This window comes from Acidovorax sp. 106 (genome assembly GCF_003663825.1).
In the GTDB taxonomy this organism is placed as follows: domain Bacteria; phylum Pseudomonadota; class Gammaproteobacteria; order Burkholderiales; family Burkholderiaceae_C; genus Acidovorax.
On sequence record NZ_RCCC01000001.1, the window covers coordinates 2,963,048 to 2,987,556 of the forward strand.

Genomic DNA, 24,509 nt, shown 5'->3' on the forward strand with positions numbered 1-24,509 from the left:
AATGGCCACGTTCAAGAAGTTCAACAAAGACAAGCGCCCAAAGCGCAACACCCAGTCCCTGCTGTTCAAGCGCAAGCGCTTTTGCCGCTTCACGGTGACGGGCGTTGAAGAAATCGACTACAAGGATGTCGACACGCTGCGCGATTTCATCGCCGAAAACGGCAAGATCATCCCCGCACGCCTGACCGGCACGCGCGCCATTTTCCAGCGTCAGCTGAACACCGCCATCAAGCGCGCTCGCTTCCTGGCCCTGGTGCCTTACAGCGACCAGCACAAGATCTAAGGAGCACAACCCATGCAAATCATTCTGCTCGACAAGGTTGTGAACCTCGGCAACCTCGGCGAAATCGTCAAGGTGAAAGACGGCTACGCCCGCAACTTCCTGATCCCCGCTGGCCGCGCCCGCCGCGCCACGGAAGCCGCCAAGGCTGAGTTCGAAGCCAAGCGCGCTGAACTCGAAAAGGCCGCTGCTGCCAAGCTGGCAGAAGCCCAAGCCCAAGGCGAAAAGCTGGCAGGCACCACCGTCAAGCTGACGCAAAAGGCTGGCGTGGATGGCCGTCTGTTTGGTTCTGTGACCAACCACGACATCGCCGAAGAGCTGAACAAGCAAGGCTACAAGGTCGCTAAGGCCCAGATCCGCCTGCCCAACGGCCCTATCAAGGTCGTGAGCGAAAGCACCGTGAACGTTGCTCTGCACACCGACGTGGTGGTGGAAGTGACTGTTTCGGTCTACGGCGAAACTGCCTGATTCACCTCAGGTGACCCGTCAAAAAGCCGCCCTCGGGCGGCTTTTGTCATTGGGTCTGCCATAGTTGTACAGGGTGGCCCACAGGTCATCCACGGATTACCCACAGGCTTATTCCCTGCTGGCCTGGTTCACAGGCGCGGGGGGTAGCATTCAGGCCTCGTTCGGAGAACTTTCCCATGTCCGCTGTCTTTCCCCCGCTAGATGACCAAGGCTTCGCCGCCCCCAGTGCCCAGGACGGCGAGGTGGCCCGCCTGCGCATTCCGCCGCATTCGGTGGAGGCTGAATCCAGTGTGCTGGGAGGCTTGCTGCTGGACAACAACGCGTGGGACCGTGTTGGGGACTTGCTGGCGGAGAGCAATTTTTACCGCCATGAGCACCAGCTGATCTTCACGGCCATCAGCGGTCTGATCAATGGCAGCAAGCCTGCTGATGTGATCACGGTGTTTGAGCACTTGCAAAGCTTGGGCAAGGCCGATGAGGTGGGCGGGCTGGCTTACCTCAACAACCTGGCGCAGTATGTGCCCAGCGCCAGTAATATCCGCCGCTATGCGGAGATCGTGCGCGAGCGCGCCATCCTGCGCAAGCTGGTCACGGCCAGCGATGAAATCTCTACCAATGCCTTCAATCCGCAGGGCAAGACGGTGGAGCGGATTTTGGACGAGGCTGAGGCCAAAATCTTCGCCATCGGTGAAGAAGGTTCACGTACCAAGCAGGGCTTCCAGTCGCTCGACACCCTGGTGATCGATCTGCTCGATCGGGTGCAGGAAATGGCCGACAACCCGGTGGACGTGACAGGCGTGCCCACCGGTTTTGCTGACCTGGATCGCATGACATCTGGCTTGCAGGCGGGTGACATGGTGGTGCTGGCGGCGCGTCCGTCCATGGGGAAGACCTCGTTTGCGGTGAACATTGCCGAGCATGTGGCGCTCAACGAGGGTTTGCCGGTTGCCATCTTCTCGATGGAAATGGGCGCAGCCCAATTGGCGGTGCGTATCGTGGGCTCGATTGGCCGGGTGAACCAGGGCAATTTGCGCACCGGCAAACTCACGGACGACGAATGGCCGCGCCTGACCGAGGCGATTGAAAAACTGCGCACGGTGTCACTGCACATTGACGAAACTCCCGGCCTCACGCCGGGTGAGTTGCGCGCCAACGCCCGTCGCTTGGCGCGCCAGTGCGGCAAGCTGGGCTTGATCGTGGTCGACTACCTGCAGCTCATGAGCGGCTCGGGTGCGGGCAGTGCCGACAACCGGGCCACAGAGCTGGGTGAAATCTCTCGGGGTCTGAAGATGCTGGCCAAGGAGTTGCAGTGCCCGGTGATTGCGCTATCGCAGCTCAACCGTTCGGTGGAGCAGCGCACCGACAAGCGCCCCATGATGTCCGACTTGCGTGAATCGGGCGCTATTGAGCAGGATGCGGACATCATCATGTTCATCTACCGCGACGACTACTACAACAAGGACAGCAAGGAGCCCAACGTGGCCGAGGTCATCATTGGCAAGCAGCGTAACGGCCCCACGGGGACGGTGAAGCTGTTCTTCCAGAAGAACCAGACCCGCTTCGAGAATCTGGCCATGGGTTCGGGCGACGACTACTAATAAAAATAGCCCCTAGCGCTTATGGAATAAGCGCTAGGGGCTATTGAATTTATAGCAAATGAGCGGTGAGGCTCGGGGTATGCTGTCCGGTAGTCGCTACTGTTTGAACGCCCACACGAGCAGTCCGATGCAGGTGCATGCCAGCACGGTGACAACCAAGGTCAAGCGGCGGTTGCGTTGGCGCAAGTCCTCTACCGCCTGTATCACCTGGGCGTTTTGCTGAGCCAGGGACTGGATCAGCGCGGCCCCGTCCAATTGCTCCTGTTCCAACTGGAGCACGCGTTCCCGCAAATGCCGCAATTGCACATCGGTGGGCAGGGTGGTCTCGGTGCCCGCGTCTGCAATGGAGCCTGTGGCCGTGGCGTCTGCTTTGCCCTTGCGGGTGGCGCCCAGCAGCTTTTTGGCAGCTTGCAGGATCTGGGGCGTTGCCTCAATGACATCGCCCCAGGGCACCAGCTTGAGCGCGGTGACCCAGCCCACCATGGTCAGAGCACCTCGCTGGCAAAGTCTGCCAGGCGTGAGCGTTCACCACGCGCCAGCGTGATGTGACCGCTGTGCGGCCAGCCCTTGAAGCGGTCCACGGCATAGGTCAGTCCCGAGGAGCCTTCGGTGAGGTACGGCGTGTCGATCTGTGCCAGATTGCCCATGCAGATGATCTTGGTGCCGGGGCCTGCGCGGGTGATCAGCGTCTTCATCTGCTTGGGCGTCAGGTTCTGCGCCTCGTCGATGATCACGTACTTGTTCAGGAAGGTGCGCCCGCGCATGAAGTTCATGCTCTTGATCTTGATGCGGCTGCGGATCAGCTCGTTGGTAGCCGCACGGCCCCATTCGCCTGCATTGCCGCCATCGCCCTTGGCCAAAAACTCCAGATTGTCGTCCAGGGCGCCCATCCAGGGGCCCATCTTTTCTTCTTCGGTGCCGGGCAGGAAGCCGATGTCCTCGCCCACGCTCACGGTGGCGCGGGTCATGATGATCTCGGTGTAGCGGCGGTCGTCCAGCACCTGGGTCAGGCCTGCGGCCAGGGCCAGCAGGGTCTTGCCGGTGCCAGCGGTGCCGGTCAGTGTCACGAAGTCGATCTCGGGGTCCATGAGCAGATTCATGGCGTAGTTCTGCTCGCGGTTGCGTGTGCTCACGCCCCATACGGCATTCTTGGCAGAACCGTAGTCCTTCAGGGTCTGCAATACCGCTGTTTTCTCGCGGATTTCACTCACACGCGCAAACAGGCTGGGCTCGCCGGGGGCTTCAAAGTACACGAACTGATTGATCATCAGCTGCGGCACGATGGGCCCACCAATGCGGTAGTAAGTGTGGGCACCGCTTTGCCAGCTTTCGACATTCTTGCCGCTCTTGGTCCAGAAGTCGGGCGGCAGGGCCAGCACGCCGGCGTACAGCAGGTCGCCGTCTTCCAGCGTCTTGTCGTTCTGGTAGTCCTCGGCGGTCAGGCCCAGTGCGCGGGCTTTGACGCGCATGTTGATGTCTTTGGACACCAGCACCACCTCGCGCGGTGCATGCAGCTTGCGCAGGGCTTCCACCACACCCAGGATCTGGTTGTCTGCCTTGCCCTGGGGCAGGCTGGTGGGCAGGCTGTAGTCCAGTGGCACGGTCTGGAAGAACAGGTGGCCACCTGCAGCCCGTTGGCCTGTGGAGTCGAGCTTGAGGCCCTTGGCCATGTCGGCGCCCTGGGCTGCCGCCAGTGCATCGAGCGTGCGGCTGGCTTGGCGGCCGTTGCGGGCCACTTCAGTCATGCCCTTCTTGTGGCCATCCAGCTCTTCCAGCACGATCATCGGCAGGAAGATGTCGTGCTCCTCAAAGCGGAACAGGCTGGTTGGGTCGTGCAGCAGCACGTTGGTGTCCAGCACGAACAGCTTGGCGGGGCCTTGGGCGCGGGCTTTTTTGCTGCGAGGGGCTGCCTCGGTTGGCACGGGGACCGGCGCCGCACTGGGCGTGGCCGCCTTGCTGGGAGTACTGCGGCGGGTGGTGGGCGCTGGCTTGGCGGGTGTTGCTGCGGCTGTTGTTGCGACCGGCGCGCTTGCGCTGGCTTTGCTGCGGGCCGTGCTTGTGCGCGCAGTGCTCACAACGTGGGCTACGGCTGCGGTGCTTGCTTCATCGGCGTCTGGTTCACTTGACGCAGCGCGGGTATTGGTGCGAGATGGTGTGGCTTTGTTGTCATAGGCCTCTGATGAGAGCAGGGCGGCGCGTCGGCTGGGGGCGGGTGGCAAGGGCATGGTGTGCAAAGGCCTCAGACAAGGGGGTTCAAAAAGCAAAAAGCCGCCTGGAGGCCAAGGCGGCTTTTGAATGGGGTGGAAGTCGTTGCAAGGTGCAAGGGCATTGACCCATTATGCCCATTCCGTGTGACGGCGCGATCAAGGCGCCGGTTCGGTGTGGGCTGTTGCAAACAGGTGCCGTGATCAGGCGGCCTTCTTGAGTGCTTTGATGGACTTCACGGCCTTCAGGACTTCGTCCACATGGCCCGGCACCTTCAGGCCACGCCATTCTTGCACCAGCAAGCCATCGGGGCCGATCAGGAAGGTGCTGCGCTCAATGCCCTTGACCTTCTTGCCGTACATGATCTTGTTTTTGACCACGCCGAACATGTGGCACATTTTTTCTTCGGTGTCAGCGATCAACTCGAAGGGGAGTTCCAGCTTTTCCTTGAAGTCGTCGTGTGACTTCATGTTGTCACGCGACACGCCAAACACGGCTGCGCCGGCCTTGGCAAAGTCTTTGTACTTATCGCGGAACTGCATGGCCTCGGTGGTGCAGCCCGGGGTGTTGTCCTTGGGATAGAAGTACAGAATCAGAATCTGGCCCGTGTGGGAGGTGTTGGACACCTTGATCCCGCCGGTGGCGTTGGCTTCAAATTCAGGGAGGGGTTTGTTGACAACGATCGCCATATCACTTCAATCTCTCAGGATGTAGTCGTTGATAAGCCGGGGGAGCGGGTGTGTTATTGCTTTTGGTGGTGCCCCCGACCGCAACCCGCGATTTTACCCCGAAAATGATACTAGGCCAAATGCTTGGCCTGTATGTATGTACATGGCTGCATAAGCATGTATGAAAATTGCACGCTCAGTTTGCAGGCCGTTATGCGGTCTCCAGGATGAGGGCTGCCACCACGTTGCGCCCTTCGCCCGCCAGAATGTTGTAGGTGCGGCAGGCGGCGGCCGTGTCCATGGTTTCCAGGCCCAGTCTCTTGGCCATCAGGGGTTGCAGCCACGCGGGGTTGGGAAAACGATTGCGCACGCCGCTGCCAAAGATGACCAGCTCGGTTTCCAGCGACGCCAGGTACTCAAAGTGTGCCGGGGTCAGTGATTCAAAATGCGCGCAGTCCCACGCTTGCAGCAGGCCGCTGGAGCCCACGATCAGGCTTTGGGTGTGTTTGGTGCCGTCCACGCCAATCCATCCGGGGCCATAGCCGTGAATCGTCTGGGCACTGGATTTGTCGGGTTGGAATTTCATGGTGTGCTGAGGGCGCTTTGTAAGGGGCCGGGCCTTTGTGGGCCGTCGCTTCAGGCCAGGGTGAGCGGGCTGAACTGTGGTCAAATTATAGGTTTCGCCAAGGCACGCCGTGCCTGGGTCGGCCTTTGTCCCCACGCCATCTCCGCCCGCCATGAAAACCGTCAAGAAATCAGCCAAGCTCGCCAACGTGTGCTACGACATCCGGGGGCCCATCATGGATGCGGCCAAGCAGATGGAGGAGGATGGTCACAAGATCATCAAGCTCAACATTGGCAACCTCGCCGTTTTTGGTTTTGATGCCCCGGAAGAAATCCAGCAAGACATGATTCGCAACCTGCCCAATTCGGCAGGTTACTCGGACAGCAAAGGCATTTTTGCCGCCCGGAAGGCGGTGATGCACGAGACGCAAAAGCAGGGCATCAAGGGGGTCACGCTCGACGATATCTATCTGGGCAACGGCGCCAGCGAGCTGATCGTGATGGCCACCAACGCCCTGTTGGACGACGGTGATGAGCTGCTGCTGCCCTCGCCAGACTACCCGTTGTGGACGGCTGCGGCCAGTCTGTCGGGCGGCACGCCGGTGCACTACCTGTGCGACGAGGCCAATGGCTGGATGCCTGACCTTCAGGATATCCGCGCGAAGGTCACGCCGCGCACCAAAGGCATTGTGGTCATCAACCCCAACAACCCGACGGGGGCCTTGTACTCTGATGATTTGCTCCTGGGCATCCTGGCCATTGCCCGCGAGCATGGGCTGGTCGTGTTTGCCGATGAGGTGTACGACAAGGTGCTGTACGACGGCGCCAAGCACACAGCTTTAGGTTCGCTCAGTGAGGATGTGCTCACCCTCACTTTCAACTCCTTGTCCAAAAGCTACCGCTCGTGTGGTTACCGCGCGGGCTGGCTGGTGGTGTCGGGCGACAAGAAGCCCGCCAAGGATTACATCGACGGGCTGAACATGCTCTCGAATATGCGCCTGTGCGCCAATGTGCCCGGGCAGTGGGCCATCCAGACCGCGCTGGGCGGCTATCAGAGCATCAACGATCTGGTGTGCGAAGGCGGGCGTTTGCGCAAGCAGCGTGACCTGGCCTATGAGCTGATCACCGCCATCCCGGGGGTCACCTGCGTGAAGCCGCGCGCTGCCCTGTATATGTTCCCGCGCCTGGACCCTGCCGTGTACCCCATCCAGGACGATCAGCAGTTCTTTCTGGAGTTGCTGCAAGAAACCAAGGTCATGCTGGTGCAGGGCACGGGCTTTAACTGGGGGGCGCCAGACCACTTCCGCATCGTGTTCCTGCCCCACGAAGACGACCTGCGCGAAGCCATTGGCCGGGTGGCGAAGTTCCTGGAGCATTACCGCAAGCGCCAGCAGGTGGTGGCGGCCTGATTGGGCGCACCGTCGCCTGGACTGTCTCAGGAGCCGCATCGCATGGTCTCGCGTGTTGTGACTCGCCCTCGCCTGCATTGCGTGCTGGGCGCCCTGGCTTTGGCCTCGCTGACTGCCGGGGCCCAGACGGCGAGCCCGGGCGCGATGGGGTTTTCGCACAAGGACTGGGGCTTGCAATGCGACAACACCCGCACCTGCCGGGCTGCAGGCTACCAGTCTGACTCGGGGGATTCTGACCCTGTGTCCCTGCTCTTGACCCGTGAGGCGGGCCCTGATGCGGCGGTAGAGGTGCAACTGCAGGTCTACACCGAAAAAGCCAACCCAGCCACGCTGAACCTGAAGGTGGGCAAGCTGTCGTTGCCCGCCCTGGATGGCAACAGCCCCTCTGTACCCGCGGCCCAGGTGCCCCGCTTGCTGCAAGAGCTGGTGCGTGCCGAAGAAGCCACCGTGACCGGAGGCAAAGACAAGTGGGTGCTCTCACTGGCTGGGGCGGCGGCGGTGCTGCTCAAGATGGACGAAGTGCAGGGCCGCATAGGCACCCCGGGGGCGCTGGTGCGCAAAGGCAGCAAGCCTGAGTCGTCCGTCTTGCCCCCCGTGCCCGCGCCGGTGCTCAAGACCGTCAAGCCGGTGCCTGCACGCAAGGGCGACGCCGCTTTGCTCAAGCCCCTGCTCGCAGCATTGGGGCCCGCTGCCTTGCAGGACCAGTGCACCGGCGGCACGCCCGAGGCCGATGTGATGAAGGTGTATCGCCTGACCGACCGCAGGGTGCTGCTGGAGGTGCCTTGCGGCATGGGCGCTTACAACTTCAGCAGCCTGCTTTTCATGGCCAATGACCGCCCGCCTTACCAGCCCAAGCCGCTGGACGACGTAGATGGCGAATTTGACGCAGAGACCGGTACGGTGCATTCGTCCATGAAAGGGCGCGGCATTGGCGACTGCTGGCGGGTGCGCGAATGGCGCTTTGACGGCAAGGGCTTTGTGCTCAGCGGCGAGCACGGCGACGGCATGTGCCGAGGCTTCCCGGGCGGTGCCTGGCAGCTTCCGGCGTACGTGACCCAATGACGCGTCTGCTCCACCGGATGCTGCCCTGGTGTGGGCGGGGCCTGGGCCTGTGGCTGGTCTGTGGCCTGCCTGCCCTGGCCGGTGCTGCTGCTGGTGAAATGCCGGCCCAGCCTGAATATGTCTACTCCACACCCTTGCGGTCTGATGTGCTGCCCCGCGCCGTGTTGCGCGCCTATGTGCAAACGGTGGATGAGGTCCATGCGTCGCACTACGCAGCACACGCCAGCCATTTCTGCTTTGTGCAGCAATCGGCCAGCGACCGCCCCGGCGAGGCGCCGATGGTCTGGATGGTCTGGGACGAGGATGGTCGCATCCAATCCCTGGGCGACGCTGCGTCCCGCCCCAGGCTGGGCAACGAACTCACCCCCGGGCAAGAGGGCCGCATGCTGGCACTGGCAAAATCGCTCCGTTTGGCAACCGACGTGGCCCCGACCTTGGCCGACATCGCAGGCAGCAGCTACCTGGTGGAGCAAGCCTGGGTCGACCGGCTGATGGGCCACTGCCGCACCCTTGGGCGCAAAGTCACCTTGGCTGCGGCCCAGAAGCCCCGGCCTACAAAGCCTGGCCAGCCTTTGGCACACAGCCCCGTTTTTCGCAATACACACTGATTTCAACCCTTCATCCGCAGGTAAAACCGCATGAAACCCATCCAAGTAGGCCTGCTAGGCATCGGCACCGTCGGCAGCGGCGTGTTCAACGTGTTGCAACGCAACCAAGACGAAATCAGCCGCCGCGCTGGCCGTGGCATTGAGATCGCCATGGTGGCCGATCTGGACGTAGAGCGCGCCAAGAGCGTGGTCGGCCCCAGCGTGCAGGTCGTCAATGACGCCCGCGCCATCATTGCCAACCCTGACATTGACATCGTCATCGAGCTGATCGGTGGCTACGGCGTGGCCAAGGCCCTGGTGCTCGAAGCGATTGCCGCAGGCAAGCATGTCGTCACCGCCAACAAGGCGCTGCTGGCCGTGCACGGCACCGAGATTTTTGCCGCAGCGTCCGCCAAGGGCGTGATGGTGGCCTTCGAGGCCGCCGTGGCCGGGGGTATCCCCATCATCAAGGCGCTGCGCGAAGGCCTCACGGCCAACCGCATCCAGTGGATCGCCGGCATCATCAACGGCACCACCAACTTCATCCTGAGCGAGATGCGCGACAAGGGCCTTGACTTTGACGTGGTGCTCAAGGAAGCGCAACGCCTGGGCTATGCCGAGGCCGACCCGACCTTCGACATCGAAGGCGTGGACGCCGCGCACAAGGTCACGCTGATGAGCGCGATTGCGTTCGGCATCCCCGTGCAGTTCGACAAGGCCTACGTGGAAGGCATTACCAAGCTGGGCGCGGCCGATATCCGTTACGCCGAGCAACTGGGCTACCGCATCAAGCTGCTGGGCATCACCAAGCGCGCCGAAAAGGGCATTGAGCTGCGCGTGCACCCCAGCCTGGTGCCCACCAAGCGCCTGATTGCCAATGTGGAAGGCGCCATGAACGCCGTGGTGGTGCAGGGCGATGCCGTGGGCACCACGCTGTACTACGGCAAGGGCGCGGGCAGCGAGCCCACCGCCAGCGCGGTGATTGCCGACCTGGTGGACATTACCCGCTTGCACACCGCCGACCCAGAGCACCGCGTGCCGCACCTGGCCTTCCAGGCCAATACCCTGGCCGATGCCATGGGCCAACTGCCTGTGCTGCCCATGAGCGAGGTGGTCACCAGCTACTACCTGCGCCTGCGCGTGGCCGACCAGGCCGGCGTGCTGGCCACCGTCACGGGCCTGCTGGCAGGCGCTGGCGTGAGCATTGACGCCGTGCTGCAACGCGAAGCCGACGAAGTGGGCGGCGAGGGATCGACGCAGACCGACCTGATCATCCTGACCCACGACACCCGCGAAGGCACGATGGACGCCGTGATCGCCCAGATGCAGGCCCTGCCCACGGTGCTGGCCCCCATCACCCGCATTCGCAAGGAAGAGTTGAACTGAGCCTAGCGCCCAGTGCCAATCCCTGCCATGCAAGCTCGTCGCCATGCCCACCCTTGTCGCAGTCCTCACTTTGGTGGCTTTGCTCAAGCTGTCCCTGGTCGACCTGCCGCGCTGGCATCTGGCATTCTGGTTTGGGCTGCTGGTGGGGTTGGCGCTGATGGGGGCCATGCCGCGCTTGCAGGCGCTGGCCAATGGCGTCGGCAGCTTTTTGGCAGCGTGGCTTTACTTTGCGCTGCTCGAGCGCACCGACAATTTCGAGGACAAGCCACTGCACTGGCTCATCCTGATCGGCGGCTTCGTGCTGCTGATCGCTTCACGTTTTTACCTTGATATCCGCGTGTACGGCATCAGTCTATGACGCACTCAGACGGGACACTTTCATGAAATACCTCAGCACCCGCGGCCACGCAGACCGCAAACAGTTTTGCGACATCCTGCTCGAAGGCCTGGCACCCGATGGTGGGTTGTACCTGCCTGAGACATACCCCAAGATCACCGGTGGTGCATTGAACAAGCTGCGCAAGGCCTACCACGAGCAGGGCTACGCCGAGCTGGCGTTTCAGATTCTGTCGCTGTACATCGACGACATCCCCGCTGCGGACCTCAAGGCCATCTGCGCCAAGACCTACACCGCCGAAGTGTTTGGCACGGGCGAGATCGTGCCCCTGCGCCACCTTGAAGACGGCCTGTGGCTCGAAGCCCTGTCCAACGGCCCTACGCTGGCCTTCAAGGACATGGCCATGCAGTTGCTGGGCAACCTGTTCGAATATGAACTGGGCCGCCGTGGCGAGCAGCTCAACATCCTGGGCGCCACCAGCGGCGACACCGGCAGCGCCGCCGAATACGCGATGCGCGGCAAAGAGGGCGTGCGTGTGTTCATGACCAGCCCGCACGGCCGCATGAGCGCCTTCCAGCAGGCGCAGATGTTCAGCCTGCAAGACGCGAACATCCACAACATCGCCATCGAAGGCGTGTTTGATGACTGCCAGGACATCGTCAAGGCCGTCTCCAACGACCACGCCTTCAAGGCCAAGTACAAGATCGGCACCGTCAACTCCATCAACTGGGCGCGCCTGTTGGCGCAGGTGGTGTACTACTTTGCGGGCTACATCCAGGCCACCGAGACCAACAGCCAGAAGGTCAGCTTCACCGTGCCCTCGGGCAACTTTGGCAACGTGTGCGCAGGCCATGTGGCGCGCATGATGGGCCTGCCGATTGCCAAGCTGGTGGTGGCGACGAATGAGAACGACGTGCTCGACGAGTTCTTCCGCACCGGCGTGTACCGCGTGCGCAGCAGCGCCGACACGCACGAAACGTCGAGCCCCTCGATGGACATCAGCAAGGCCAGCAACTTCGAGCGCTTCATTTTTGACCTGCTGGGCCGTAACGGCCAGCGCACGAACGCGTTGTTTGCCAAAGCGCTGCCCGCCTACGGCCGTTTTGACCTCAGCGCCGAACCGCTGTTTGCTGATGCCGCCAAGAAATACGGCTTTGAAAGTGGCAAGAGCACCCACGCAGACCGCCTGGCCACCATCCGTGACAACTTTGAGCGCCACGGCGTCACCATCGACACCCACACCGCCGACGGCGTGAAGGTGGCCCGCGAGCACCACAAGGACCCCAAGGTGCCCATGATCGTGCTGGAGACGGCCTTGCCCATCAAGTTTGCCGAAACCATCATTGAAGCCCTGGGCCACGCGCCCGAGCGGCCCGCCAAGTTCGACGGCATTGAAAACCTGCCCAAGCGCGTGCAGGTCATGCCCGCCGATGTGGACCTGGTCAAAGCCTACATCGAGCGCCACTGCGCGCCCGCTGTGCTGGGCTGATGGCGGCGTGCCCGTGCCGTCCCGCTGCGCCTGTGTGGGCGGGCGGGGGCGGTAGCGGGGGGCTCAAGTTTTGAATAAAAAATGCCCCTAGCGCTTACTAGTTAAGCGCTAGCAGCTATAAATAGCATAGCTAATCAAGGAGCATTGGATGAAGGTTGTAGGCTTTGCCGGGTTCTCCGGCAGCGGCAAAACCACCCTGGTCGAGCAACTCATTCCCGAGCTGCGCATGCGCGGCCTGCGGGTGTCGGTGGTCAAGCACGCCCACCACAGCTTCGACATTGACCATCCCGGCAAAGACACCTACCGCCACCGCGAGGCTGGGGCCTTTGAAGTGGTGGCCGCCTCTGACAAGCGCCTGATGCTGGTGCGCGAGTTTGAACAGCCCGCCGAGCTGAGCGTGCACCACCTGCTGGCCGAGCTGTACCAGGGCGTGGACTGGGTGCTGGTGGAAGGCTTCAAGGAAAGCGACCTGCTCAAGATCGAAGTCTGGCGCGCCCCCGAGCCCGGCCAAACGGCCAAGCCCGTGCGCTACCCTGAGGACGACTTCGTGGTGGCTGTGGCCACCGACGCGCCCACCCAGTTGCCCGAGCCCACCCAGCTGCCCTTGCTGGACCTGAACGCCCCAGCTCAGGTGGCTGAATGGCTGCTGCAATACGCCGACCGGTTTGATTACAACTGGGAACTGCACGGAGGCTCGCTGCGATGACTGCCCCCCAAAAACCTCGCCCGCCCCTGAAACCGCTGGACGACGCCCTGGCCGACCTGCTGGCCCAGGCGCACCCTTTGGTTGAGACAGAGACGGTGGCCACCTTCGATGCGGACGGCCGCGTGCTGGCGCAGGACTGCACCTCGGCCCTGCATGTGCCGCCGCAGGACAACAGCTCCATGGACGGCTACGCCGTGCGCTGCGCCGATGTGGGTGGTGCGGGCAGTGCAGGTGTTGCCCTGCCCATCACCCTTCCCGTCTCGCAACGCATTGCCGCAGGCAGCGCGGGCGAGCCGCTGGCGCCTGGCACGGCAGCCCGCATCTTCACCGGCGCGCCCGTGCCCGCAGGGGCCGATGCGGTCTTGATGCAGGAGGACTGCGAAGCGATCGCCACGGCCGAAGGTGGCGTGGCCGTGCGCGTCAACGCCGTGCCCCAGCCGGGCCAGTGGATTCGCCGAGCGGGGGAAGACATTGCCCGTGGCACCGTGGTGCTGGCCGCAGGCACGCGCCTGTCGCCGGCCGAGCTGGGCCTGGCGGCCAGCATGGGCCTGCACCAGTTGCAGGTGGCGCGCCGCCCGCGTGTGGCTTTGTTCTCTACGGGCGATGAGCTGGTCATGCCCGGCGATGTGCCGCCCGAGCAAATGCCCCCGGGCGCCATCTACAACAGCAACCGCTTTTTCTTACGCGCCATGCTGCTGCGCCTGGGCTGCGAGGTGACCGACTTCGGCATCGTGCCCGACCGGCGCGACGCCACCATCGACGCCCTGCGCGAGGCCAGCGCCGCGCACGACCTGATCCTGACCAGCGGCGGCGTGAGCGTGGGCGAGGAAGACCACATCAAGCCCGCCGTTGAATCCCTGGGCCGCCTGGACCTGTGGCAGATCGCCATGAAGCCGGGCAAGCCCTTTGCGTACGGCACCGTGGGCCAGGCCCACTTCATGGGGCTGCCGGGCAACCCGGTGTCCAGCTTCGTCACCTTCGGGCTGTTGGTGCGGCCCTTTGTGCTGCGCCTGCAGGGGGTGAGTGATGTTGCTCCTAAAAGAATAGCTGCCACCGCTCGTTTCGATTGGCCTAGGGCCGATAAACGCCGTGAATTCTTGCGCGTGCGCCACCATGCAGAAGGTGGGCTGGAGCTGTTCAACAACCAAAGCTCTGGCGTGCTCACCTCGGCCGCCTGGGGCGATGGCGTGGTGGACAACCCTGCGGGCCAGACCATTGCAGCGGGCGACACGGTGCAGTACATCGCGTTCTCAGAGCTGCTGTCATGACAGCGCGCCCGCACGCCATCCACCTGGAAATGTTCCGATGATGAAAACCATCACCGTCCGCTACTTCGCCTCCATCCGCGAGGCCATTGGGCAAGGCAGCGAGTCGGTTCAAACCGCGGCCGCCACCCTGGGCACTTTGCGCGATGAACTCATCGCCCGGGGCGGCGCCCACTCCACCAGCCTGGCCCGTGGCCGGGCGGTGCGCATGGCGCTGAACCAGAACCTCAGCGACGAGGCCGCCGTGCTGGCCGATGGCGCCGAGGTGGCTTTTTTCCCGCCCGTGACGGGCGGTTGATGGGCCCAGCCAGGCCACCCACGTCAGGGGACTCAAAATCCCCCGACTTTGCCCTGGTCTAGCCCTTGCTCAGCGGGCTTCCAGCCAGTTCTTGAGCGGCTGGCTGGCCCAGGCCTTGGCCTCTTCCCCCACAAACATCTTGGGCGCCGATGCCGCCAGGCGCTTGCGCTTTTCCTGGGCCTGGATGGACTTTTGTGCCGCGCCCATCCAGTCCGTGATCGACAGCTGCTCGGCGCCTGCCTGGTTGAACAGCGCGTCGGCAAAGAAGGTGTGTTCGCCGGGGTACTGGCATTTGAAGGACGTCTTGTGCACGTCGGTGGCCGTCAGCACCACGCGGTTGGGCGCGCGCAGGGGCTCCAGAAAGGCGCCGCTGTAGCAGGCCGACAGCACCACCAGCGTGGGCGTCTTGGCCAAGGGGGCCAGCGCATCGCTCAGGGCGCGGGCGGTCAACGGGGCGGCGTTTTTGCCTGCGATGTTGATGTTCAGCGTGCCGGGGTTGGCGTGGGTGGAGATCAGCAGCATCACCCGGTCTTGCGGCCGGGCCACTTCGGCCATCTTGGTCATCACCAGTTCAAAGTTCTCCAGCGTGGCTTGGGGCCAATCGCTGGTTTGGGTGCTGGCCTGGTCGCGCGCGGGGTTGGCCAGCTTCAGGATGAGGGCGTTGGGGTCGATTTGCTTGGCCAGCTTTTCAGCGGCCAGCACGTCGTTGCGGAAGGCCTTGGCCTGCGAATGCATGGCAAAGCCCGCAAAGATCAGCCGGGGTGGGGGCACGGGTGCGGGTGCTTCGGCTGCTGGGGGCGGGGGTGGTGCCACGGGCTCCGGCACAGGCTCGGGGGCTGTGGCGCAGCCTGTGGCGAGCAGGGCGGCACACAAGGTGGCATAGAGGGCCGTGGCAGACAGAAGACCCCGGCGGGAGGAGGCGAATGCGGTGGAGAGCATGGTCGTTTTTTGGCGAAGTGTGATGAATGGATGCATGGCCCGCAGGCTGCGGGTACTGCGGCCATGGGGTTGTTTGGCCGGGCATTGTGGTGAGTCCCGAATGGCGCTGAGCCCTGTGCGGCTTGCAGCGGCTGGGCCCGAGGCAGTGCCCTGGGTGCGGCCAGCGCCGTATCGTAAGTGACGGTAAAAAGGGCCTTTTGTCCCGTTACAGTGCGTTTGTTACAGGTTTTTGGAGGCCCAGGGCAGGCATGCCCAGCGCTGCCAGCTATGGAAACGATAGCGTTGTAACAAAAAAGCCGGCGCATGCGCCGGCTTCAAGGATGTGTGGCATTTGTCACAAAAACCACAACGGGAAGGAGGTGGGGGCTCTTGCCCCCGCTTCACGGCCCTGGTCAGGCCATGGATGCTGCGGGCGCCAGGGGCAGCCTCGGCTGTGCCAAGCGTTGCGCGTGCCGCCAGGCCCGGCGCAGCACCGGGGGCGACCAGGCTTCTTCGGGGATCAATAAAAAGCGTTGGGCGCGCATCGTCCTGCCCAGGGCGATCTGGCTGGTGACCACGGCCATGGGGATGGCCAGGGCCAGCGGCACACCCACGGGGGCCAGCCACAGCAGTGCGCCGCTGTCGATGGCACCAATGCCCGCAGCCAACAGGGCGATCACGGCGGTCATGGGCGCGAGCTGGGCCATGGCGTGGCGCCAGGGCACGGCTTGGGCCTCACGCGGGGGCGACTTCCATTCCAGCGCGATGCCGGTGAGGGCCACCAGCACGAACAGCGAGTGCGCCAGCATGCGCACCGGCGCTTGCAGGATGGCCAGCGTGCTCTCGAGCACAGCGCTTTTGAGCAGGCTCAGCGCACCGCCGTACTGCGCCTGCTCGTTGCGCATGAACACCGCCAGCACGCCTAGCACGCGGGGCAGGAACAGCATGCTCAACGTCCAGGCCCACAGCGCCAGCAACTCGGCGGGCAGGATGTGCCAGTCGGCCAGCACGGGCGCGCCAGACACCCACAGGGCCGTGCCCAGCGTCATGAAGGCCAGCCACAGCGGGGCCGATAGGTAGGCCATCGCGCCGGTCACAAACATCGAGCGGTGCACCATGTGCAGCCCTGGCTCGGCCATCAGGCGCGCGTTTTGCAGGTTGCCCTGGCACCAGCGGCGGTCGCGCTGCAGCTCGGCCAGCAGGTCGGGCGGTTGCTGCTCGTAGCTGCCCACCAGGTCGGCCACCAGCCACACGTGGTAGCCCGCGCGGCGCATCAGGGCGGCTTCCACAAAGTCGTGGCTCATGATGCCGCCCGACAACCCGCCCTTGCCCGCAATGGGCGCCAGCGCGCAGTGCTGCATGAAGGGCGCGACGCGGATGATGGCGTTGTGCCCCCAGTAATGCGATTCGCCCAGCTGCCAGAACTGCATGCCCAGCGTGAACAGCCGCCCTGTGACGCGCGAGGCAAACTGCTGTGCACGCGCATGCAGCGTGACATGGCCAATGGCCTGCGTGGCCGTCTGGATGATGCCGGCCTGCGGGTGGGCTTCCATCAGCTTGGCCATGGAGACGATGCACTCGCCGCTCATCACGCTGTCGGCGTCCAGCACCACCATGTAGCGGTAGTCCTTGCCCCAGCGGCGGCAGAAGTCGGCCACGTTGCCCGCCTTGCGGTGGGTGCGACGCTTGCGCAGGCGGTAGTACACCTGCACCTGGGGTGGCTGGCCGTGGGCGGCCAGCGCGCTGCGCAGGTCTTCCCAGGCCGCGCGCTCGGCACGGGCGATGTCGCTGTCGTAGCTGTCAGACAGCACGAACACGTCGAACGTGGCGCCATGGCCTGTGGCCGCCACCGATTCGCAGGTGGCGCGCAGCCCGGCAAACACCGTGGCCACGTCTTCATTGCAGATGGGCATGATGATGGCGGTGCGGGCCTCGGGCGCTAGCACGTGGTCCGCCACGCTCTGCGCCGACAGCGCATGCCGATCGCCCCGCAGCATGACCCAAAAGCCCATCATGCCGGTGACAAAGCCCGACACCACCCAGGCCGACAGCAGTGCAAACAACGCAATCTGCCCATAGCCCAGCCAGGCGTTGTCGTAGTGCGGCTGCACCTGGGCAAACAGCAGGCTGGCCAGGGTGGTGCTGGCCAGCACCAGCAGTGCAAAGGTCCAGCGGCGGCGCTGTGCCGCGGCTTGCCAGGGTTGGGGCGCCTGCTTGGGTTGCGCTGTGTGGGCTGCGGCGGTGCGGCCTGTCAGCGCACGGCCGATGCTTTTCCAGAAGCCTTGCCAGGGCACGGCGGGCATGGAGCCCCGGTGCACGGGCGGGGCCGTCATGCTGTTGGGGTGGCGCGCGGCGCGCAGCGGGCTGCGTTGGGTGGGTACGGGTTTGATGGCCATGGGCTGTGCGTTGCGGGGGTAAGACGCGCCTTTGCGCGCCAGGCCTTCGGTGGCAGCGCTGGGCAGGGCGGCCGTGGCGTGGCGTGCCTGCCAACGTGTTGCGCTCTGGCCTACTCGGGAAGAATGATGTGGGTCCATGTTTCGCTCACAGCGTGTTGGAGGTGTTGAAGAAAGGCGCGTAGCTCAATGGGCTGGGTGCCCTGCAGGCGCTCGATGCGCAGCGTCATGCGCCATTGGCCGGTGGCCGGGTTGCGGTACACGCCGCTTTCGAGCACGCGGGCATTGGCATCGCTGGTCACCACCGCTTTCACGGGTGCGTCGGCCGCCAGGTCTTGCAGTGCGGGGCCTGCAAAGTCGATCACGTACTGCACCTGCTTGCGCAGGGCCTCAGGGCTTTGCTGGGTGTAGCCCACGCCCTTGCGTGACTGGGTAGCCCAGGCGCTGGGGGGGCGTTGCTGTCCGGCGCCCTGGTCGCCTTGCCAAGCCAGCTCGTAGCACACCTCCAGCGGGGTGCCGGGGGGCGGCAGTTGCTGGGGCACCCAGTAGGCAACGACGTTGTCGTGGGTCTCGTCGGGCGTGGGCAATTGCACCAACTCCACGCGGCCGGGGCCCCAGTTGTGCAGGGGCCGCACCCAGGCGCTGGGGCGGCGCTCGTAGCGGGCTTCCACGTCTTCGTAGCTGCTCCACTGCCGGTCGCGCTGCATCAGGCCAAAGCCTTGGGGGTTGGTGGTGGCAAACGAGGTGACCAGGGGCTGCTGGGGGTTTTGCAGCGGGCGCCAGAGCCATTCGCCCTCGCCGGTGGCCACCATCAGGCCGTCGGAGTCGTGCACTTCGGGGCGGAAGTCGTCCTTGCGCGGCTGGTTCTCGCCAAACAGGAACATGCTGGTCAGCGGGGCAATGCCCAGGGTTTTGATGGGGCCTGCGCCGCCGCGCACAAAGATGCGGGCCGTCACCGTGGTGGTGGTTTGCGCGCCGGGGCGGATGTCAAAGCGATAAGCCCCGGTGGCGCGGGGCGAATCCAGCAGTGCATACACCGTGGCCTGGGTGTCACCGGGCTGTGGCCGCACCAGCCAGAACTCGGTAAAGCGCGGAAATTCCTCGCCCTGGCCGCCCACGGTGTCGATGGCTAGGCCCCGGGCCGACAGCCCATATTGCTGGCCCGCACCCAGCGCACGGAAGTAGCTGGCGCCCTGGAAGACGGCCAGCTCGTCCTTGTAGTCGGGCGAGTTCAAGTGGTAGTGCAGGCGAAAGCCCGCAAACCCCAGGTCGCCCCAGGTCTGGGGCTTGACGGCGTTCTTGCCGTAGTCAAAGTCTGCGGCCCGGTAAGGGATGTGGCGTGTGCCTTGTGGCGACACCTCGTTGATGAGCACCGGCTCGCGCTGGTACAGGCCCAGGTGGAAGAACATGGCCTCAAACGGCAACTGTGACGGCTCGGTACGGGTGCGCCACAGGGCGCGCTCAGGCCGCCAGCGGATGTCGCGCACCTGGTCGTAGTCCATGGCCTCCAGCTCGGGAGGCAGGCGTACGTTCATGGCGCTGTAGGGTTGGGTGGCGCGCTGCTTGGCCAGCTGGGTGATGGCGTCCAGGTCAATGGCCTGGGCCGACGCGGCCGTGGCCAGCAGTACTGCGCACAGCGCCAGCACGGGCTGTGCCGCCCGGGGCGAGTGGCGCAAGGATGGATAAAAAGCGGCTTGCATGCCAACACTAGGGCAAACCCTGTGCCAGCTTGAAAAAGTGCTTTTAAATCAGAGGCTTAGGAACGGGTCTGCACGTAAGCAATTGTGCAGGGCGGGCCAATGGGGGCCCAGCGGAAGAAATGGCTGTCTTTTTGTCGCCATCTGGCGACAGGGGTGATGCGTGTTGGAGAAAAATCCAAGCGAATCAACGCATTACTCGTGTCGCTCTTCAGCGACATCGTCGCCCACCACCCCGTCGGCCTTGAATTGACCTGGCGTCAGCGCGTGCTTTTGCAGCAGCCGGTAAAACTCGGTGCGGTTGCGCTGCGCCAGGCGCGCGGCATCGGCCACGTTGCCATCGGTCATCTTCAACAGCCCCACCAGGTACTCGCGCTCAAAGCGCTGGCGGGCCTCGGCAAAGCTCAGCACCTGGGCCGATGGAATGCGCAGGGCCCGCTGCACCATCGACAGCGGCACCAGCGGTGTGGTGGACAGGGCGCACACCTGCTCGACCACGTTGTAGAGCTGGCGCACGTTACCGGGCCAGGCGGCGGTGGTGAGGGCCTTCAGCGCTTCGGGCGCAAAGCCCGACAGGCGCTTGTCGTACTTGCGGGCCAGCTTGTCCAGAAAGTGGTTGGCCAGCAGCGCAATGTCTTCGCGCCGCTCGCCCAGCGTGGGCAGCAGCAGCGTGACCACATTCAGCCGGTAGTACAGGTCTTCGCGGAACTGGCCTGCCGCCATGGCGGCCTCCAGGTTGCGGTGCGTGGCCGAGACGATGCGCACATTGATCTGGATGGACTGGCTCGAACCCACGGGCCGCACCGCACGCTCTTGCAGCACGCGCAGCAGCTTGACCTGCAGGGCGGGCGGCATGTCGCCGATTTCGTCGAGCAGCAGCGTGCCGCCCTCGGCCGCCTGGAACAGGCCCTTGTGGTTGCTCACCGCGTCGGTAAAGGCGCCTTTGACGTGGCCGAACAGCTCGGATTCGAGCAGCGCCTCGGGGATGGCCCCGCAGTTCACCGCCACAAAGGGCTTGGCCGCGCGGGGGCTGGCGCGGTGAATGGCTTGGGCCAGCAGTTCTTTGCCCGCGCCGCTGTCGCCCAGCAGCAGCACGCTGGCGTCCGATTGGGCCACCAGGTAGGCCTCGGCCAGCAGGTCGGTCATGCGGGCCGAGCGGCTCACGATGTCGGCGCGCCAGGCCTCGTTGGCGTGGGCCTGGTGCACGGCGGGGGCGCTCAGGGCCAGGGCCTGGGCGACTTTTTCCAGCAGCTCTTTGCCGTCGTAGGGCTTGGTCAGGTAGGTGAAGACGCCACGCGATGTGGCCTCGACCGCATCGGGGATGGTGCCGTGGGCCGTGAGCAGAATCACCGGCAGCGAAGGGTGGCGCGCGTGCACCTCGTCAAACAGCGCCAAGCCATCCTTGCCAGGCAGGCGCACATCGCTGAGCACCAGTTGGGGCCGGGCCACGTCCAGCTGCGCCAGCGCGGCCTCGGCCGAGCCCACGGCCACCACTTCGTGTCCGGCGGCTTTGAGGCGCAGCGACAGCAGGCGCAGCATGTCGGCATCGTCGTCCACCACCAGGATGCGGTGCGGTGTGCGATGCGTGGCACTGTGTGGCGCCGGTGGCCGGGTGGAGGTGGGCATGGCGTGGTGCTTCAGGGTTTGGCGTTGCCATTGCCGTTGTTGCTGCCCGCACTGCTGGCTGCAGCGCCGGGGGATGGCGTGGTGGGGGCGGCAGGCGCTGGGCGTGTGGTCAGGCTGCGTTCAATGGCGCGCACTGCTTCCAGGCGCTCGCTCAGCTGGTCGTTGCGGCGCTGGGCTTCGCGCAGTTGCTGGGCTTGGCGCTCCAACTGGTCCTCCATGCGGCGCTGCTGCGTCAGGCGCGCCTCCAGCAGGCGGGCCAGCGGGTGCAGGTCTTGTGCGGCGGGGTTGGTCAGGGTGCGCTGCACCAGGCCCAGTGCGCGGGCGGTGTCCACGGGCTGGCGGGTTTGGGCCAGCACCAGTGCCAGGCGCAGCGCGCGCGAGGGCTTGCTCTCGTCCAGGTCCGACAGGCGTGCCATCTCGCGCGCCAGATCGGTGGTGCTGGCGCCCAGGGTGCGGTCTGCATAGGCCAGGGTGTCGCGCAGCAGGTCTTTGGTTGGCGTGGTGGGCTCGTCGCTTTCAGCGGCCAGTGGCTCGGGCGCAGCTGGGGCGGGCTCTGGTGTCTCTTGTGCCGCTGGGGCTGCGATCGCCGGTGCCACATCGGGCGGGGTGGGCGCCGTGGCGCAGCCTGCCAGCCAGACCACGCACAGGCATGAGGCTGCAAGGCCCCAGCGGGCAGCCCAATGTGCTGGGCGGTGAGTCGGCAGGGCGTGCGGTTCAGGAAACATCGGGCAATTCGATTCGGAAAAAAGAGCGGGAGGTATCGCCGGGCATCGGCAGCACCTGCACCCGCCCGCCGTGGGCGTGGATGTATTCCTGCACGATGGACAGCCCGATGCCGGTGCCGCGCACCGCGTTATCAGGCTGGCGCTCACCCCGGTAAAAGGGTTCAAACACATGGGGCCGGTCGGCTGGGGCCACGCCGGGGCCGTCGTCGGTCACATCCACCTGCACCTGCCCGGGCACACGCGACACGGCCAGGCGCACCGTGCCTTGCTCGGGCGAGAAGCGGATGGCGTTAGACAACAGGTTGCCCATGGCCGAGGTGATTTTTTCTGCATCCAGCAGCAGCACGGTGCGCTCGCCGCTCACCTCCACCCGCAGGCTGCGGGCCTGCCATTGCAGGCGCTGTGCCTCCACCAGGTCTTCCAGCAGTGCGATCAGATCGGTCTCGCGCCGCCGCAACTGGCCGGCCTCAAAGGCGGCGGCGTTAAAGCGCAGCAGTGCCTCGATCTCGCTTTGCAGCACCAGGGTGTTCTGGTGCAGGATTTGCGTCACTTCTTTCTGGCCCTCGCTCAATTCGCCGGTCACGCCGTCCTGCAGCAGGGCCACGCCTTCGCGCAGCGCAGCCAGCGGGGTTTTGAGCTCGTGCGAGACATGGCGCAAAAAGCGCGCCTTGTCGGCGTCCAGCTCCAGCAGCCGCAGGCGCAGCCACTCCAGCTGTTGGCCCACGCGGCGCACGTCGGCGGGGCCGGTGATGGCCACGGGTTGTTCCAGCTGGTTCTCGCCCAGGCGGCGAATGGCGCGCTCGAGCCGCTTGAAGGGGCGTGCCAGCCCAATGCCCAGCCACAGTGCCAGCACCAGCGCCAGCACAATCGCGCCCACCAGTTGGTGCATCACGGTGCGGCGGCTGGCGTCTACCCGCGCTTGCAGTTCGCTGGCCTGGCGGGCATTGAGTTCTTGCACCGATTGCGTGATGGCCGCGTGCAGGGTGTCGAGCGCTACAAACTCTTCGGCCACGCTGCGTTCGCTCTCCAGCGACTGCCAGGGCGGTGCGCGCAGCAAATCGTGCACGGCTTGCATGCGGGCCTGCCACTGCTGGGCTTGGGCGGGTGGCAGGCCCGCGTCGCTCAGTTGGCGCACGATGCCCTGGGCATCGGCGGCCAGGTCGTCAAAGCTTTGGCGCAGCAGGGGGTCGTTCAGCACCAGCGATTGCCGGGCCGAGCGTTCCATGGCCTGGCCGCGCTGGTTCAGCGCCTGGGCCGCCACGTTCAGTGCGGCCGCCTGGGCGGCGCTGGCCTGGCTTTGGCCCATCAGCGTTTCGAGCGTGAACACCGCCCGCAGGGCGCTGGCGCCCAGCAGCCCCGCAATCAGCAAGAAGGCGAGCAGCAGCAGTTGCTGAAACGATGGGCCGTGCGGGCGAGCCTGCGGGGGGCTCGTGGGGTGTGGGGCCATGCGCTGGGGTGGGGGTCAGGCGGTGAGGGCGGCGCCCTCGCGCACCAGCACCTCGCCGCGCAGGGTGTAGGCCTTGGCTTCGGTGATGGTCACATCTACCATCTGGCCCACCAGGCGGGGCTGGCCCACAAAGTTGACCACGCGGTTGCACTCGGTGCGGCCCATCAGCTCGGTAGCGTCGCGCTTGGAGGCGCCTTCCACCAAAATGCGCTGCACCGTGCCCACACGGCTTTCGCTGATGGACTTGATGTTGGCGTTGATAACGCCCTGCAGGTGTTGCAAGCGGCGCAGCTTCACGTCGTGCGGCGTGTCGTCGTGCAGGCCCGCAGCAGGCGTGCCAGGGCGGGGGCTGAAGATGAAGCTGAAGCTGTTGTCGAAGTGGATGTCGTCAATCAACTTCATCATTTTGTTGAAGTCGTCTTCCGTCTCGCCCGGAAAGCCCACGATGAAGTCGCTGCTCATGGCCAGGTCGGGGCGAATAGCGCGCAGCTTGCGGATGGTGCTCTTGTATTCCATGGCGGTGTAGCCGCGCTTCATGGCCATCAAAATGCGGTCGCTGCCGTGCTGCACGGGCAGGTGCAAGTGGCTGGCCAGCTTGGGCAGCTTGGTGTAGGCCTCGATCAGCCGGGGCGTGAACTCGTTGGGGTGGCTGGTGGTGTAGCGAATGCGCTCAATGCCCGGAATGTCCGACACGTATTCGAGCAGCAGCGCAAAATCGGCAATCTCGGCCGTGCCCCCCATCTTGCCCAGGTAGGCGTTCACGTTCTGGCCCAGTAGGGTGATTTCTTTGACGCCCTGGTCGGCCAGGCCCGCCACTTCCACCAGCACGTCGTCAAACGGGCGGCTGACTTCTTCGCCCCGGGTGTAGGGCACCACGCAGTAGCTGCAGTATTTGCTGCAGCCTTCCATGATCGACACAAAGGCCGAGGCACCTTCGACGCGCGCGGGCGGCAGGTGGTCGAACTTTTCAATCTCGGGGAAGCTGATGTCCACCTGCGGCTTGTTCAGCTGTTCGCGCTGGTTCAGCATCTCGGGCAGGCGGTGCAGGGTTTGCGGGCCAAACACCACGTCCACATAGGGGGCGCGCTTGATGATCTCGGCGCCTTCTTGGCTGGCCACGCAGCCGCCCACGCCAATCTTCACGCCGCGTGCCTTCAGGTGCTTGATGCGGCCCAGGTCGCTGAAGACCTTCTCTTGCGCCTTTTCGCGCACCGAGCAGGTGTTGAAGAGGATGAGGTCGGCTTCGTCCACGTTCTGCGTGGGCTCGTAGCCCTGTGCAGCGTTGAGCACGTCGGCCATCTTGTCCGAGTCGTACTCGTTCATCTGGCAGCCGAAGGTTTTGATAAAGACTTTTTTGGCCATGGCAATTTCGCAAATAGCA

The 24,509-nt window shown here is 64.6% G+C and carries 23 protein-coding genes; 12 read left to right on the forward strand and 11 right to left on the reverse strand.

Annotated elements, in window-relative coordinates; translation table 11 throughout:
• The first annotated feature begins 1 nt into the window (after position 1).
• From rpsR to dnaB, 3 genes are all read left to right on the forward strand, one after another.
• Positions 2-283: a 30S ribosomal protein S18 gene (gene rpsR, locus C8C98_RS13170; RefSeq protein ID WP_005795932.1), complete on the forward strand. Its 282-nt coding sequence runs from the start codon at positions 2-4 to the stop codon at positions 281-283.
• 12 nt (positions 284-295) lie between these two features.
• Positions 296-748 (forward strand): 50S ribosomal protein L9, encoded by a 453-nt coding sequence (gene rplI / locus C8C98_RS13175; RefSeq protein ID WP_010463838.1) that lies wholly within the window; start codon positions 296-298, stop codon positions 746-748.
• Between the two features lie 176 nt (positions 749-924).
• Positions 925-2,346, forward strand: coding sequence for a replicative DNA helicase (gene dnaB / locus C8C98_RS13180; RefSeq protein ID WP_121454652.1), 1,422 nt, complete (start codon positions 925-927; stop codon positions 2,344-2,346).
• A gap of 96 nt (positions 2,347-2,442) precedes the next feature.
• Here the strand turns inward: dnaB and C8C98_RS13185 are convergent, their stop codons facing one another.
• The 4 genes from C8C98_RS13185 to C8C98_RS13200 all read right to left on the reverse strand — a co-directional run bounded on the left by C8C98_RS13185 (position 2,443) and on the right by C8C98_RS13200 (position 5,805).
• A complete protein-coding gene (locus C8C98_RS13185; protein WP_121454653.1) occupies positions 2,443-2,829 on the reverse strand; it encodes a hypothetical protein in 387 nt (128 codons plus the stop codon).
• A 2-nt stretch (positions 2,830-2,831) separates the two neighbouring features.
• Entirely contained in the window at positions 2,832-4,571 is a 1,740-nt protein-coding gene (locus C8C98_RS13190; protein WP_121454654.1) for a PhoH family protein, read from the reverse strand.
• A 183-nt stretch (positions 4,572-4,754) separates the two neighbouring features.
• A complete protein-coding gene (locus C8C98_RS13195) occupies positions 4,755-5,240 on the reverse strand; it encodes a peroxiredoxin (protein ID WP_099658192.1) in 486 nt (161 codons plus the stop codon).
• A 190-nt stretch (positions 5,241-5,430) separates the two neighbouring features.
• Positions 5,431-5,805, reverse strand: a complete 375-nt coding sequence (locus tag C8C98_RS13200; RefSeq protein ID WP_121454655.1) for an Mth938-like domain-containing protein — start codon at positions 5,803-5,805, stop codon at positions 5,431-5,433.
• Between the two features lie 151 nt (positions 5,806-5,956).
• Between C8C98_RS13200 and C8C98_RS13205 the strand changes: the two genes are divergently transcribed.
• The 9 genes from C8C98_RS13205 to moaD all read left to right on the forward strand — a co-directional run bounded on the left by C8C98_RS13205 (position 5,957) and on the right by moaD (position 14,322).
• The gene (locus tag C8C98_RS13205) at positions 5,957-7,192 is read left to right on the forward strand and encodes a pyridoxal phosphate-dependent aminotransferase (RefSeq protein ID WP_121454656.1); all 1,236 of its coding nucleotides are present in this window, start codon (positions 5,957-5,959) and stop codon (positions 7,190-7,192) included.
• Positions 7,193-7,234: 42 nt separating this feature from the next.
• Complete coding sequence (locus tag C8C98_RS13210) at positions 7,235-8,254, forward strand: DUF1176 domain-containing protein (RefSeq protein ID WP_121454657.1); 1,020 nt, start codon at positions 7,235-7,237, stop codon at positions 8,252-8,254.
• The gene (locus C8C98_RS13215) at positions 8,251-8,862 is read left to right on the forward strand and encodes a hypothetical protein (protein ID WP_147436371.1); all 612 of its coding nucleotides are present in this window, start codon (positions 8,251-8,253) and stop codon (positions 8,860-8,862) included. The genes C8C98_RS13210 and C8C98_RS13215 overlap by 4 nt, the downstream gene beginning before the upstream one ends.
• Before the next feature lie 30 nt (positions 8,863-8,892).
• The gene (locus C8C98_RS13220; protein ID WP_121454659.1) at positions 8,893-10,227 is read left to right on the forward strand and encodes a homoserine dehydrogenase; all 1,335 of its coding nucleotides are present in this window, start codon (positions 8,893-8,895) and stop codon (positions 10,225-10,227) included.
• Between the two features lie 73 nt (positions 10,228-10,300).
• Positions 10,301-10,585, forward strand: a complete 285-nt coding sequence (locus tag C8C98_RS13225) for a response regulator (RefSeq protein WP_233574539.1) — start codon at positions 10,301-10,303, stop codon at positions 10,583-10,585.
• A gap of 22 nt (positions 10,586-10,607) precedes the next feature.
• On the forward strand, positions 10,608-12,053 hold the full coding sequence (gene thrC, locus C8C98_RS13230) for a threonine synthase (RefSeq protein ID WP_121454661.1): 1,446 nt from the start codon (positions 10,608-10,610) through the stop codon (positions 12,051-12,053).
• A gap of 148 nt (positions 12,054-12,201) precedes the next feature.
• On the forward strand, positions 12,202-12,759 hold the full coding sequence (gene mobB, locus C8C98_RS13235) for a molybdopterin-guanine dinucleotide biosynthesis protein B (RefSeq protein ID WP_121454662.1): 558 nt from the start codon (positions 12,202-12,204) through the stop codon (positions 12,757-12,759).
• Positions 12,756-14,027 carry a gephyrin-like molybdotransferase Glp gene (gene glp / locus C8C98_RS13240; protein ID WP_121454663.1) on the forward strand — a complete coding sequence of 424 codons (1,272 nt, stop codon included), beginning with the start codon at positions 12,756-12,758 and terminating at the stop codon, positions 14,025-14,027. The genes mobB and glp overlap by 4 nt, the downstream gene beginning before the upstream one ends.
• Positions 14,028-14,067: 40 nt before the next feature.
• Positions 14,068-14,322, forward strand: a complete 255-nt coding sequence (moaD, locus tag C8C98_RS13245; protein WP_121456245.1) for a molybdopterin converting factor subunit 1 — start codon at positions 14,068-14,070, stop codon at positions 14,320-14,322.
• 69 nt (positions 14,323-14,391) lie between these two features.
• On the opposite strand, the gene C8C98_RS13250 is transcribed toward moaD, so the two are convergent.
• The 7 genes from C8C98_RS13250 to miaB all read right to left on the reverse strand — a co-directional run bounded on the left by C8C98_RS13250 (position 14,392) and on the right by miaB (position 24,490).
• Positions 14,392-15,261: a C13 family peptidase gene (locus tag C8C98_RS13250; protein ID WP_233574540.1), complete on the reverse strand. Its 870-nt coding sequence runs from the start codon at positions 15,259-15,261 to the stop codon at positions 14,392-14,394.
• A 392-nt stretch (positions 15,262-15,653) separates the two neighbouring features.
• Positions 15,654-17,636: a glucans biosynthesis glucosyltransferase MdoH gene (gene mdoH, locus C8C98_RS13255; RefSeq protein ID WP_121456247.1), complete on the reverse strand. Its 1,983-nt coding sequence runs from the start codon at positions 17,634-17,636 to the stop codon at positions 15,654-15,656.
• Positions 17,637-17,746: 110 nt separating this feature from the next.
• Positions 17,747-19,333, reverse strand: coding sequence for a glucan biosynthesis protein G (locus C8C98_RS13260; protein ID WP_199726593.1), 1,587 nt, complete (start codon positions 19,331-19,333; stop codon positions 17,747-17,749).
• Positions 19,334-19,525: 192 nt separating this feature from the next.
• Entirely contained in the window at positions 19,526-20,956 is a 1,431-nt protein-coding gene (locus C8C98_RS13265) for a sigma 54-interacting transcriptional regulator (RefSeq protein WP_121454664.1), read from the reverse strand.
• 11 nt (positions 20,957-20,967) lie between these two features.
• A complete protein-coding gene (locus C8C98_RS13270) occupies positions 20,968-21,681 on the reverse strand; it encodes a hypothetical protein (RefSeq protein ID WP_233574541.1) in 714 nt (237 codons plus the stop codon).
• Positions 21,671-23,128, reverse strand: a complete 1,458-nt coding sequence (locus C8C98_RS13275) for a sensor histidine kinase KdpD (RefSeq protein WP_121454665.1) — start codon at positions 23,126-23,128, stop codon at positions 21,671-21,673. The genes C8C98_RS13270 and C8C98_RS13275 overlap by 11 nt, the downstream gene beginning before the upstream one ends.
• A 15-nt stretch (positions 23,129-23,143) precedes the next feature.
• A complete protein-coding gene (miaB, locus tag C8C98_RS13280; RefSeq protein ID WP_121454666.1) occupies positions 23,144-24,490 on the reverse strand; it encodes a tRNA (N6-isopentenyl adenosine(37)-C2)-methylthiotransferase MiaB in 1,347 nt (448 codons plus the stop codon).
• Positions 24,491-24,509 lie beyond the last annotated feature (19 nt).